The sequence below is a fragment of the Apibacter sp. B3546 genome (genome assembly GCF_009827885.1).
In the GTDB taxonomy this organism is placed as follows: domain Bacteria; phylum Bacteroidota; class Bacteroidia; order Flavobacteriales; family Weeksellaceae; genus Apibacter.
This window is the reverse complement of record NZ_WINW01000002.1, coordinates 340,594-354,167: the sequence shown is the minus strand read 5'-3', so window position 1 is coordinate 354,167 and position 13,574 is coordinate 340,594. Positions and strand designations below refer to the sequence as shown.

Here is a 13,574-nt window from a genome sequence, read left to right as displayed (position 1 = left end):
AAATATGTATGCAATCTATTTTATATGAAATTTACTTTTTTTCTGTCTTTAAAATTAATTAGAAAAAATTATATCGTATACCCAAAAATCCTCTTAATTTTTGCAAGGACGCATAATTATAAGAAGTATCAAAAGTGTACCCGTTAGGATTGGTAATCGGATTATCAACCTCTTTATTGAAAGGGTCAAAAGGACGCATGATCGGGTTTTTGGGCGTAAAATTAAATAGGTTTTTAATTCCTCCGTAAATTTCCATTCCATTATGGAATTTCTTGGTTACTTGTATATTTGCAATGCAATACCACGGGGAATATTCACTTCTAAAATCATTAGGCTCGATAGGCAACCTCATTTTTCCGTTCCATTGTCCTGAAAAGTCCAATATATAATTTTTAGGAAATGTGTAAGTCATAACAAATGTTCCGGACCATTTGGGAGCATAAAGCTGATCTGTTCTAAGATAAGAACCCATGTCATCTTTTTCTTTGGTGTAAACATCCATATAAGTAACACCCGCCATAATTTTAAAAGGAATTAAAAAAGACCATTCCGTATTTAAAGATATACCTTGCGAAACAGCATGTCCGTCTAAGTTATCATAAATGATTTTAGTAGGATCGGAATCGAAGTCACCAATAATTTTATTAGTAAAATAAGAATAAAAACCGGTGATATCCAGATTTACATTCAGATCATCGAACATCATTTTTTTAACATAGTTCAAATTTCCGTTATATGAACGTTCCGGCTTTAAAGAATTCAAGATGACTACATCTCTGGCTCCCGTAAGAGCAGAATGATCTTCCGTAAATATATTTACAACTCTAAAACCGGTTCCAAAACTGGCTCGGAAGGTATTCGTATAATTGGGTGAAAACTTATAGGCAATTCTGGGAGAATGTACATTTCCATGATGTTTATCGTTATCGTATCTATACCCAAGTAAAAGTTTATTTTTAGTATTTATAGACCATTCATCTTGTAAAAATAATCCCGGTAACGGTGTTTCAGAAGGTCTGTTTTTCAAGCCGTCAGGAGAAGCGGTTGCAGGTGTATTGTCATCGTAGTAAGTATATCTAAAAGAAGCTCCTGCTAAAAAGTTATGATTTTTTATGGTTTTATCCCAATAACTTTGGATAAAAGCTACTTGTTGAGTTGCCATATACGGAGTATTCCCATACCATGAGTTTTGATCATGCCAATTATATGAAAATTGGGTGTATATTTTTTCATGTAGAGGTAATTGGTAAAGTCCGATCACTTCGGCACGTTTCGTATATATACTTTCTCCGTAAACCTCGTCACTTCCTCGATATTTTTTACTCCAGTTCATTTCTCCCCCCCAGCGATCTTCATTGACCCATCGCAGCCCTAAACTGGCAACTCTGTTTTCTTTTCGTTTAAAACTCCATTTATTAAAAACCGATATTCTGTTTTGTAAAGTTAAATCGGTAAAACCGTCGTGATTGGCATCGATAGGATTATCATAATAAAAATGATTGATACCCAGTAAACTGGTTACTTTTTTACCGGCATTAAATTTAAAGGATAAATCCGTACTTAATTCTCCCCAGCTTGTACTGAAAATATCCGCTGCAAATTTGGGTGCTTTTTGCGGGTTTTTAGTGATTACGTTTATAATTCCCCCCATAGCTTCTGAGCCGTATAAAGAAGAGGCGGGACCTTTAACTACCTCAATTCTTTCTACCAAACTATTGGGAATCCCACTTAAACCATAAACAGTAGCTAATCCGCTAACGATAGGCATCCCGTCAATTAATATCATAGTATAAGGACCTTCCATACCGTTTATGTGAATATCTCCCGTATTACAAACGCTGCAATTTATTTGAGGTTTAACTCCGTTAATCATTCCAACGGCATCGAAAAGACTGGGAGTAGGATTTTTTTTGAATAGTTTTGGTGTAATAATTTCAACAGGCACCGGGCTGTCAGATTTTCTAACTTCCTTCAAGGTTCCAGTCACGACAACATCGTCAATAGATTTTTCTTTAGAGTTTTTAATTGAATCTTTAACTTCTTGGGAATATAGAGTGCAAAGGGATAATGCAAAAAGTACAGTCAATCCTCTTTTCATAATTATTAATTTTAGACTAGCAAATATATAAAATTAGATTAGTCTAACAAATTTATTTTACGATTGTATTTTGGAAAAATAAATTATTTGATCTTGAAAAATTAATATTTTAATATATTTGTAAATGTTCTCATCTATAGAAGAAAATTATCTAAAAGCCTTATATAATCTGTCTGACGAAAAGGGAGAAGTATCTACTTTGGCATTAAGCCAATCCTTAGATATCAAAATGCCTACAGTGAACAGCATGATGAAAAAATTCTTGAAAAAAGGATTGGTATACTATCAGAGCTATAAACCGTTAAAACTGACAGAAAAAGGTAAAAAAGAAGCCGCTTTAATTCTTAGGAAACACCGTCTAACAGAAATGTATTTGGTTGAAAAAATGGGATTTAGTTGGGAAGATGTTCATGAAGTAGCCGAACAAATCGAACATATACATTCAGAAAAATTTTTCAATAAAATGGACGAATTGTTAGATTATCCTAAGTTCGATCCTCACGGTTCACCTATACCGGATAAACAAGGAAATATTGAAGGGGGACGCTTTAAAAAGTTAAACGAATACCAGATTGGAGAAATCGTGGAATTATCCGCTATCATTCACAGTTCTAAAGAATTTTTAAAATATTTAAATTCTAAAAATTTCAATTTAGGAATTAAATTTCAGATTGAATCAGTCGAAGAGTTTGACGGAAGTGTAACCGTTCAAATTGTAGGTCAAAATAGAACAGAAGTTTTAAGTAATATGATTGCTGAAAAACTTTTAGTCAAAAATTGTTTAAATTAAAGTTACCGCGCAATTACTATCATTTTAATTATAAGGTAAAAGTGCAGTAAATGAGTAAATTAATTTAATTTTTACTATATTTACTATATGAAGAAGGGATATGCAGATTTACCTTTACACTATGGAACAGTTCCCGCCTGGTTAGCTAAAAGAATGGCTTTATTAGGTGGAGCGATTGTAGAGGCTATAGTTCAAGAATACGGAAGAAAAACTTTCTTACAAAAATTAAGCGACCCGTTTTGGTTTCAATCTTTAGGATGTGTTTTAGGAATGGATTGGCATTCTTCAGGAATAACCACTTCCGTTATGAATGCTTTGAAAAAAGCAATAAATCAAAGATCCTCGGAACTTGGTATTTATGTATGCGGGGGCAGAGGGAAATCTTCACGAAATACTCCAACGGAATTACTTCATATTGCCGATAAAACCGGTTTAGATGGAAATGAACTCATTACTAAGAGCAGATTGGTAGCTAAAGTTGATAATTGTGCGGTTCAAGATGGTTTCCAAATATATTTACATTCTTTTGTAGTTACTATAGATGGTGATTGGACAGTTGTGCAGCAAGGAATGAATATCAACGATAAATTGGCAAGAAGGTATCATTGGCTGTCTTCCTCAGTTCAGTCCTTTACGGAAACTCCTCATACTTTTATTTATGGTAAAAACAAAGGAGAAATCCTTAATCTGACCGATAAAGATGCTTCTACAACCAAACAGGGAATTTTGGAACTAACTAAGGAAAATCCGGATCGTTTAATGAAAGAAATATCCCTTATATTGCCTTCTCATCATGAGGTACGCGAAAAAGATGTCAATTTGAAGAGATTGGGCGCTGCTTTGGTACTTGCTCATGAAACAGATGTTCAAGATGTGGAATCTCTGTTGCTTTTGAATGGAGTAGGACCCAGAACGCTTCAATCGTTGACCTTAGTTAGTGAGGTAATACATGGCACTCCTTCCAGATTTTCAGATCCCGCCCGTTTTTCTTTTGCACACGGAGGAAAAGACGGACATCCTTTTCCTGTACCCACTCGAGTATATGATGAAACCATTGAAATTTTTGATAAAGCATTGCAACGATCTAAATTAGGAGATACCGATAAATTGCAAGCATTGAAAAATCTTTCCAAAGTATCTATGGAAATTGAAAAGAATTTTAAACCCAGTGACAATTTTCATGAATGGATTGAAAATGAACGGAAAAATTCCTGGAAATATGGTGGTAAAACCATATATGGAGACGCCGTTGAAAACAGCAGTCTTATAAAAAAAACCGGCAAGAAAACTAATAAATCTGTAATTAAAAAAATTGATAAAAACCAACTCAGCCTGTTTGATTAAGCATAAGAAGGTATTTAAAGACTTTCACCAATAAATTTAGCTTTTAATTCCGTTTCCGTCCATTCTTTTTGCGGATTACTTTGCGCTGTAATACCACCACCAACATAAAGTAAAGCTCCATTAGCATATAGTTTAGCACATCGTAAATTAACGAAATACTTTTTAAATTTCTGAGTTTCCAATCCTATATATCCTGCATAAAAATCACGATTATATCCTTCATTCTCCAAAATGTAATTTCTACTTTTATTTAACGGAATACCACAAACGGCAGGTGTAGGATGCAAATCTGCTATCAATTGAGATAATTGATCAGAAGTATTTAATTTTGCAGAAAGATAGGTTACCAAATGTTTAACATGTCCTAAATGAAGTGTTTCAGGACCTTTTATCGTTAAATTCGAAGTATAGGCTTTAATTTTTTCACAAATATAATCTGTGACATATTTTTGCTCTTCTATTTCTTTGCTTTCCCATTGAACAGAATCAATATCCGGTAATGTTCCGGCAAGTGCCATCGTTGTAAATAAAGAATTTTCAAAAGAACCTAGGATTTCAGGAGTAGCCCCCATCCAAATTTCATTTTGATTCCAATAGCTTACCTGGCAAAAGGAGGATGGATATTTTTCGCATAAAAACAAAAACGATTTGAAAGGGTTGATTTTATCCTTATCGATCCATTTTTCGCGAGAAATTACAATTTTATCTGTTAGTTTTTGTTGAATATAATGAATGGTCCGTTGAATAAGATTTAAATATTCTTGTTCTGAAATAACCTTTGTATTTTCATTGTTAGGTAGAGGAAATATAAGGTCATTTGTTGGTAATAAATCTTTTACCTCAGTAAATGTTGAAAAATGGAAAGTATATTTCTTTGAATTATCAAAAGATTGAAAAGAATATTTATATATGCCGCCCTCTTCCTTTTTGATTAAAAATATTTTTTTGTCTTTAGGAAGTCGAATAAAAGCAAAAGGAATATTTTTTTTAATGCAATCTTTAACTATTTCAGAAAGTACCATTATTCAAAATTATTTTTAGGAACAATGCGATTAGTCATGGTAACATAACAATTTTTAAAAGTATTTCCCTCATCATCCGTACAAAAAATATTAATTTCAACCACATGGGATGTGTTACCTTTGTTAATAAATTGGGCTGTAGCTGAAATTTTTCCGTTTTTAACAGATTTTAAATGATACCCGTTTACTTGCGTTCCGAAAACATAATATTTGGAAGGATCAACCGTAGTGATAGATAAAACCGAACCTACAGTTTCAGCAAGAGCTAATGAGGCTCCACCATGTAAAAATCCTATCGGTTGGTGTACCCGGGAATTTACTTCCATTTCTGCAGTTAGTGTATCTCCTGTAAAATCAGTGTATACGATCCCTAAGGTATCCATTAATGTATTTGGTGAAGATTCATTTAGCTTGGCCAAAAGTTCTGCCTTATCCATTTTTTACTATTTATGTTTCATGCAAATTTATAAAAAATTAAACTCAAGGATTGGGCGAGAGGAAAGAATACCGATTCTAATTTTTTTACTATTTCTTTCTTTGCAATCTAATTGCAACATAGGGGAATTATTTTTGTTATATAATTAAAAAATACAGATAGTTATGTCTTCTTATAAACCCGGTTGCGCCTGTAATGACAACGTTAGAAAAAATATTACTAATCAAGGAGATAATGAATCTTCTCATGGACATACCCATGATCACGAACTAGATTTCAACATAAATATTTTTCAATTATTTTTACCGGCCATCATAAGTTCTGTCCTTTTAGCTCTCGCTCTCATTTTAGATTATTCTAAAACTTCATTTTTCAATTCTTGGATTAGATTGGGAGCATATATACTAGCTTATTTGCCTGTAGGGTATCCTGTATTTAAAGAAATGTTAGAAGAATTTAAGCATAAGGATTTTTTCAATGAGCTATCGTTAATGTTTTTAGCTTCGGTAGGTGCTTTTTATATAGGAGAATATCCGGAAGCGGTTGCAGTTATGTTATTTTATTCCATTGGAGAGAACTTCCAATCGTTGGCAGTAGCTAAAGCTAAAAGAAATATTAATGCTTTATTGGATCAAAGACCCGATGAAGCAACAATTATTGAAAATCAAACTACTAAAGTCGTAAAAGCTAAAGAGGTTCAAGTAGGCGAAATTATACAATTGAAACCGGGAGATAAAGTAGCATTGGATGGAGAATTGCTTTCTTCATCGGCTACGTTCAATACTTCTGCGTTAACCGGGGAAAGTACCCCGCAAAGTAAAGAAAAAGGGGAGACCATTTTAGCAGGAATGATAAATCTTAACACTTCTTCACTTGTAAAAGTTACTACTCCTTATTCAGACAGTAAACTATCTAAAATATTGGATTTAGTTCAAAATGCTACCGGTCAAAAAGCGAAAACAGAATTATTTATCAGAAAATTTGCGAAGATTTATACTCCTGCGGTTTTCTTTATTGCCTTACTGGTGTTTATATTACCATATTTTTTTGTAGCAAACTATCAATATGAAACCTGGTTATATCGATCCTTAATTTTTTTAGTTATATCCTGTCCATGCGCTTTGGTAATCTCAATACCTTTAGGATATTTCGGTGGCATAGGTTTAGCTTCAAGAAATGGAATTTTGGTTAAAGGTTCCAACTTTTTGGATATCTTGGCTGAAGTCAAACAAATTGTATTTGATAAAACAGGAACTTTAACCTTAGGAAATTTTTCTGTTCAAAATGTACATGTTGAGCAAGGTTTTGATCGGACTCAATTATTACAATGGGTTAATATAGCCGAATCTCATAGTAATCATCCGATTGCCACCGCAATTCAAGCTTATGTAAATCAAAAACCTGAGGTAACAAAAATTACTTCCATGGAAGATATTCCGGGAAAAGGGATTAAAGTGGAAATAGAAGATAATGAATTGTTAGTAGGTAATTTTAAATTAATGGATGCCTATTCCATTTCTTATCCGGATACTTGTAAAGAAATCATAAACACTGTAGTTTTAATTGCAGTAAATAATAAGTTCGCCGGATATTTGGAAATTGCAGATCAAATTAAATCAGGAGCTCAACAAGATATTAAAAAAATACATGATTTAGGTATCGGGGCAACCATTCTTAGTGGTGATAAAAATACAATCGTACAAAAAGTTGCCCGGGAATTAGGTATAGATCATGCCTATGGTGAACTTTTACCGGAAGATAAGGTAACTAAAATGAAGGAAATAAAATCAACAGTAATTGGTAAAGTAGCATTTGTGGGTGATGGATTTAATGATGCACCGGTGATCGCATTAAGTGATGTTGGTATAGCCATGGGAGGTTTAGGCAGTGATGCAACGATTGAAGTAGCCGATGTCATAATTCAAGACGATCAGACCTCTAAAATTCCTTTAGCCGTTAAAATAGGAAAAGCCACCAAACATGTTGTATGGCAAAATGTGATATTAGCTTTTGGTATTAAAATTATTGTAATGATTTTAGGAATTTTTGGTGATATCCATCTATTGGAAGCTGTATTTGCCGATGTGGGTGTAGCCCTTTTAGCTATATTAAATGCCGTTCGTCTACAAAAAGCCAACCTAAATAAATAGAATTTTCTCTACCATTTGTACGAATAAATTTTAATACATGCTTTATTAAAACAGGTAAGTAAACTAGGTACTTATCTGTTTAAAATTCGATATATGTTGATTGCCGATTAATTTTTGATTCTAAAGTTTAAACAGATATTAATACAATAAATTATTTTTCAATTTATCAATATTTAAATGCATTCTGTTAATCAAAAAATTTTGAATACATCCATACTCATTTTCTATTTCGTTTAATGCGCTTTCTAAGTATTCCGGTATGACCGTATATAAATATTTGTTGGATGGATTTTGTTCAATTAACGGATGGTATTTATCCGCCAGATAATCATTCGACGCTAAATAATCTTTTAAAATAATATCTTTAGGAATATCTAGAGCATATAGCAACAATGCGGTAGCCAATCCGGTGCGATCTTTCCCTGCTGAACAATGAAAAAGGAGCGGTAATTTTTCTTGATCTTGTATATAGGTAAAAAATTCTTCGTATGCGTTTAAATATTTATCTTCTGTAACTAAAAGTTTGTATAAATGCTTCATAGCATTTATTACATCATTTTTGCTCGTATGAATACTTTTAGCATATGCTTTTAAACGACCGGGTTCAATACACAAATAGTAATGATTTTTAACTTCTGCAGGAATTTTGTCCGGTAAGGCTTTATATTCTTCTTCGCATCTGAAATCAACCAGAGTAATTATAGGGATACCGGATAAATATAGTAAATCATTATGGGTTAAATTATATAAATCGTCTGTTCTAAATAATTTCCCCCATTTAATACGTTTTCCGTCTTTAGATTCTAAACCTCCTAAATCTCTAAAATTATATCCTCCTTCCATCGGAAGGTGTGTTTCCGCAAGTATAGCCGATCCTTCGGAAGTCTCTAATTTAAAATAACTTCTTTTGGATGGTAATATATATAAAGGATAAGTTCCGTAATCTTTACCTTGCGCGATCGGTTTTTTAGTATCAATAGTTTGAACTGAATCGCCTGAATATAATTTCCATTCTCCCGAAATATTTATATTTAAATAAGCTGATTTTGTATGCTTTTCTCGTATAATTTTACATCTTTTTAGAATGTCAATAGGGTTATCTGAATTTTCTTTTTCTTTAGTCATACCTGCTATCATACTAATTTTTGGATTATATTACTTATTAAAAACTTAAATCACATCAAATTTATTGCCATAAAAATTATTGAAATAATCTATATTTTAATTATTTGTAAAAGAATACTAATTAAAGTAGGTCTTTTTAATATCTTTGCAGGTAAAATAATAATATACTATACGAAATCAGGAATACTACGTTTTAATTAATCGGATTGATTTTAAAATTTATTTTAAAATCATGACTTTCTAAGAAAATAAAATATCTACATATAATGTATGTTTAAGTACTAATAAATAAATAATAGGTGTGACTATGGTTTCAATACATGAATGGTGGACAATTTTAAAACAACAATTTTATCAAATTTCTTTTTTAGAAGCCATAGGAGTAGCTTTTGGTATTGCGGAAGCTTTATTCGCCAAATATAACAAGGTTTGGTTGTATCCTTGCGGATTATTTAATATACTCATAACCATGTATATTTATTGGGATTTTCGTTTATATGCGGAAATTTTATTGCAAGGATATTATTTTGTAATGAGTATATATGGATGGTTTTTATGGACAAGTAAAACTAAGAATAGTAGTACAGTAAGTTTATGTACTGTCAACGATAGATTAATAGCATGTTGCATTGTGATATTTTCATGGATTCTTTTATATTTTTTCTTAACGAATTACACTAATTCAGATGTTCCTGTATGGGACTCATTGGTGAGCGCATTTGCATGGGCCGGTATGTGGCTATTAGCAAAAAGAAAACTGGACAATTGGATTTTTTTAAATATTAGTAATTTTATAGCCGTTCCATTATTACTTCATAAAGGACTATTATTATATTCTCTTTTAACTATATTTTTATTTATCATCGCAATTTTTGGATATTTTGATTGGAAAAAAATTATTAATTTACAAAAGTTAAAAGATTAGAACATAAAATAATGTGGACATTACTTATAGGGATTTCATCCGGTTTTTTAGCAGGGACTTTAATTAAAGGTCGAGGTTTTGGATGTTTTGGAAATTTAATGATTGGTATTTTAGGTAGTTTTTTAGGAAATTGGCTATTTAAACATCTTCAAATACCGGTTAATGAAAATGATAAAACTCTTATGTTGGCTATGTCCACTCTTGGCGCTATTTTCCTTTTAGCATTGGTGTCAATCTTCACTAAAAGATAAAAAGCCATCTAAATTAGACGGCTTTTTATTAAATCTTTATACTGATTTATTTACTTGATTCAAATAATTCAGAAACTTTATCCCAATTTATCACGTTAAAGAAAGCACTAATGTAGTCTGCTCTTCTGTTTTGATAGTTAAGATAGTAAGCATGCTCCCAAACATCTATCCCTAGAATAGGAGTTCCTGATGCACCTACTCCCGGCATTAAAGGATTGTCTTGATTTGCCGTTGAGCCAATGCTTAATTTTCCATTATTGGATAACAACCAAGCCCATCCGGATCCGAATCTGCCGGCTGCTGCTTTTGAAAATTCCTCTTTGAAAGCATCAAAAGATCCAAAAGATTCGTTGATTGCTGCAGCTAAATTTCCTTCCGGTTTACCTTTACCATTAGGGGTTAACCATTCCCAAAATAAACAATGGTTCAAATAACCACCGCCATTATTTCTTATAGGGGTTTTATCAAAACCTTTAATTATAATTTGTTCTATAGGTAAATTTTCAAGTTCTGTACCGGCGATTGCATTATTTAAATTTGTAGTATAAGTACCATGATGTTTTGTATAATGGATTTCCATGGTTTTTGCATCGATATAAGGCTCTAGCGCATTGTATGCATACGGTAATTTTGGTAATTCAAATGCCATATTCTTTTTTTTAATTAAAAATTAAACTTAACTTAAATTTATTAAACAAATCTAGTGAATTTAAGAGTAAGTATGCGGTAAAGGCATTAAATTATTTAATAAAGATATTTGAAATTAATATGTAAACAAATATTTACTGTTTTTTGAAATAAAAAATATTCAGATTATTAGAAAAGATTTATCTGTTCACCATCTGTCCCGGAGTTTCCATCTTGAGAATCTTTAGGTTCAGTTGGGGCTTCATCAGTTTCAGCATCGGCATTTGCTTCATTTTCCTGTTCGGAAGGTTCTTCTGTAATGGTTATCTTTTTTATTTTTTCTTTAGAAATTTGATTTCCTTGTGCCTTAATTCCTTTAATAGCTATAAAGTCTTCTAAATTAATAGTTTCCGGACTTTTATCTTTTCCAAAATTGATTTCAGCAATTAATTTCCATCCGGTTCCAACCCATTCTATAAAAGATCTTGGATTTTCTGAGATAAAAAATACTTGCGGATTCAAGGTATCATCTAACAAGAAGCGTTTAATATAATAAATGGATTTATCTCCTTCGTAATATATACAACATACCGGTTTTTCCGGATTCCATTTTTCAAGTACTAAAAATTCATCATCAAAATGATTTAACAGATCAAAAGTATGAAGTTTAGCAATTCCGGTAGAAGAGAGGGTAACTATTTTATCGGCTCCTTTAAAAGCGCCTAAATATTTGCCGCGGCCTTCAACGTTTAAACGTTGTACCGATTCATCAAACCATATTTTTCTAGGGGCTAAAGTAGAAATACCTGATTCTTTTAATTCAATTTTCTTTATATAATTTTTTGATACTAAATTTCCTTTAGAGCTTCTTCCTTTAATGGCTAATTCCGAAAAATCTATGTCAAACTTTAGTTTTTTTAACCTTTGGCTGGGTTTAAGGAAAATGGTAACTGATTCCGCTTCACCATTAGGATTCGCAGTAAAATATTGGACTTCTGAACCTTTAGCGGTAGAGGCTAAATTGTATTCTTTATCTCTGGTTATGGAGGTAACCGGAAATCTTTTCATATACCAAGGACCTAGTTTACCTTCACGATAGATCATATTGTAAATAGTACGGGTATCATTTTTCTTCCAAATTCCTACATGGATGATGTTTTTTCCTACAAAAGTTTTAGCATCTGCTTTAGTAACCAGCATTATCCCGTCTTTTCTAAACACAATTATATCATCTATATCCGAACAGTCAAAAAGGTATTCATCCTTTTTGAGGGAATATCCAATAAATCCTTCTTCACGATTGACATAGAATTTGATATTTGCAACTGCAACTTTTGCTGCATCGATTGTATCAAAAGTTCGAATTTCAGTTTTTCTTTCTTTATTTTTCCCGTATTTTTTCTTTATATTGGTAAAGTATTCAATTGCATATTGGATTAAATGATCTAAATGGTGTTTTACTTCTTTTATTTTTCCATCTAATGCTGCAATATTTTCCTCTGCTTTATCCAGGTCAAATCGGGTGATTCTTTTAATGCGTATTTCAGTTAACTTATTAATATCGTCTTCGGAAACTTCTCTAATCAAATGTTTGGTAAAAGGTTTTAATCCGGCATCGATTGTAGAGATCACATCTTCCCATTTATCAAGTTCTTCGATTTGATGGTAGATCCTGTTTTCGATAAATATTTTTTCTAACGAAGCAAAATGCCATTGTTCCTGCAATTCGCCGAGTTCAATCTCTAATTCTTGTTTAAGAAGATTTACAGTATGGTTGGTATTTCTTCTTAATATTTCAGAAACACTTAAAAATTCCGGTTTGTCTACATTGATGACACAAGCATTCGGAGAAATTGAAATTTCACAATCTGTAAATGCATATAAAGCATCAATCATCTTGTCCGGAGAAACATCATTAGGTAAGTGTATTAAAATTTCAACTTCAGAAGCGGTATTATCTTCAACTTTTTTTATTTTAATTTTTCCCTTCTCATTAGCTTTAAGGATACTGTCTATAAGAGAACCTGTATTAGTTCCATACGGAATTTCATTTATTAAAAGAAGTCCTTTTTCTGGATTTGAAATTCTGGCTCGAGCCCTTATTTTTCCTCCGCGTTCTCCGTCATTATAATTCGCAACGTCAATTAAACCGCCTGTTTGGAAATCAGGATATAAGGTAAATGGTTTTCCTTTTAATATCGCAATAGAAGCATCAATTAATTCTAAAAAATTATGTGGTAAAATCTTAGTAGATAATCCCACGGCAATACCTTCCACTCCTTGAGATAAAAGTAAAGGAAATTTTATAGGAAGGTTTTCAGGCTCTTTATTACGACCATCATAAGATGGTTTCCAAACCGTAGTTTTAGGATTAAAGACAACTTCCAAAGCAAAAGGAGTTAGTCTGGATTCAATATAACGGGCAGCAGCAGCTCCGTCTCCTGTATATATATTACCCCAGTTTCCTTGGGTATCAATTAGTAGTTCTTTTTGTCCTATTTGAACGATAGCATCGGTAATAGCAGCGTCTCCATGGGGGTGGTATTTCATAGTATTACCTACCACATTGGCAACCTTATTATACCGGCCATCTTCCAATTCCCTCATTGAGTGAAGGATTCTTTTTTGAACGGGTTTTAAACCGTCGAAAATGGATGGAATAGCCCTTTCAAGAATGACATAAGAAGCATAATCTAAAAACCAATTCTGGTACATACCAGATATTTTTTGAATAGTTTCAGTGTTTTGATTATTTTTATTTACGTTTTCTTGATTGTCTTCGTTCATTATTAGTTTAAAAGTGTTT

The 13,574-nt window shown here is 32.2% G+C and carries 11 protein-coding genes; 5 read left to right on the top strand and 6 right to left on the bottom strand.

Annotated features, from left to right (window positions below):
• Positions 1–58: 58 nt before the first annotated feature.
• The gene (locus tag GFU93_RS01670; protein ID WP_160566591.1) at positions 59–2,098 is read right to left on the bottom strand and encodes a TonB-dependent siderophore receptor; all 2,040 of its coding nucleotides are present in this window, start codon (positions 2,096–2,098) and stop codon (positions 59–61) included.
• Between the two features lie 124 nt (positions 2,099–2,222).
• Here GFU93_RS01670 and GFU93_RS01665 point away from each other — a divergent pair, with 124 nt between their 5' ends.
• Both GFU93_RS01665 and GFU93_RS01660 read left to right on the top strand, forming a co-directional pair.
• A complete protein-coding gene (locus GFU93_RS01665) occupies positions 2,223–2,888 on the top strand; it encodes a metal-dependent transcriptional regulator (RefSeq protein ID WP_105297856.1) in 666 nt (221 codons plus the stop codon).
• A gap of 87 nt (positions 2,889–2,975) precedes the next feature.
• Positions 2,976–4,232 carry a DUF763 domain-containing protein gene (locus GFU93_RS01660; protein ID WP_160566588.1) on the top strand — a complete coding sequence of 419 codons (1,257 nt, stop codon included), beginning with the start codon at positions 2,976–2,978 and terminating at the stop codon, positions 4,230–4,232.
• A gap of 14 nt (positions 4,233–4,246) precedes the next feature.
• Here the strand turns inward: GFU93_RS01660 and GFU93_RS01655 are convergent, their stop codons facing one another.
• The gene (locus GFU93_RS01655) at positions 4,247–5,254 is read right to left on the bottom strand and encodes a chorismate-binding protein (RefSeq protein ID WP_160566585.1); all 1,008 of its coding nucleotides are present in this window, start codon (positions 5,252–5,254) and stop codon (positions 4,247–4,249) included.
• On the bottom strand, positions 5,254–5,691 hold the full coding sequence (locus GFU93_RS01650; RefSeq protein ID WP_160566582.1) for a hotdog fold thioesterase: 438 nt from the start codon (positions 5,689–5,691) through the stop codon (positions 5,254–5,256). The genes GFU93_RS01655 and GFU93_RS01650 overlap by 1 nt, the downstream gene beginning before the upstream one ends.
• 163 nt (positions 5,692–5,854) lie before the next feature.
• Between GFU93_RS01650 and GFU93_RS01645 the strand changes: the two genes are divergently transcribed.
• Entirely contained in the window at positions 5,855–7,840 is a 1,986-nt protein-coding gene (locus GFU93_RS01645; RefSeq protein ID WP_160566579.1) for a heavy metal translocating P-type ATPase, read from the top strand.
• A gap of 138 nt (positions 7,841–7,978) precedes the next feature.
• On the opposite strand, the gene GFU93_RS01640 is transcribed toward GFU93_RS01645, so the two are convergent.
• The gene (locus tag GFU93_RS01640) at positions 7,979–8,977 is read right to left on the bottom strand and encodes a tyrosine-protein phosphatase (protein ID WP_160566576.1); all 999 of its coding nucleotides are present in this window, start codon (positions 8,975–8,977) and stop codon (positions 7,979–7,981) included.
• A 295-nt stretch (positions 8,978–9,272) separates the two neighbouring features.
• Between GFU93_RS01640 and pnuC the strand changes: the two genes are divergently transcribed.
• Entirely contained in the window at positions 9,273–9,890 is a 618-nt protein-coding gene (gene pnuC / locus GFU93_RS01635) for a nicotinamide riboside transporter PnuC (RefSeq protein WP_160566573.1), read from the top strand.
• Between the two features lie 11 nt (positions 9,891–9,901).
• The gene (locus tag GFU93_RS01630) at positions 9,902–10,141 is read left to right on the top strand and encodes a GlsB/YeaQ/YmgE family stress response membrane protein (RefSeq protein ID WP_160566570.1); all 240 of its coding nucleotides are present in this window, start codon (positions 9,902–9,904) and stop codon (positions 10,139–10,141) included.
• Positions 10,142–10,187: 46 nt separating this feature from the next.
• On the opposite strand, the gene GFU93_RS01625 is transcribed toward GFU93_RS01630, so the two are convergent.
• Together GFU93_RS01625 and GFU93_RS01620 are read right to left on the bottom strand one after the other, a co-directional pair.
• Positions 10,188–10,790, bottom strand: coding sequence for a superoxide dismutase (locus GFU93_RS01625; protein ID WP_160566567.1), 603 nt, complete (start codon positions 10,788–10,790; stop codon positions 10,188–10,190).
• A 167-nt stretch (positions 10,791–10,957) separates the two neighbouring features.
• Positions 10,958–13,555 carry a DNA gyrase/topoisomerase IV subunit A gene (locus GFU93_RS01620; protein ID WP_160566564.1) on the bottom strand — a complete coding sequence of 866 codons (2,598 nt, stop codon included), beginning with the start codon at positions 13,553–13,555 and terminating at the stop codon, positions 10,958–10,960.
• Between the last annotated feature and the right edge of the window lie 19 nt (positions 13,556–13,574).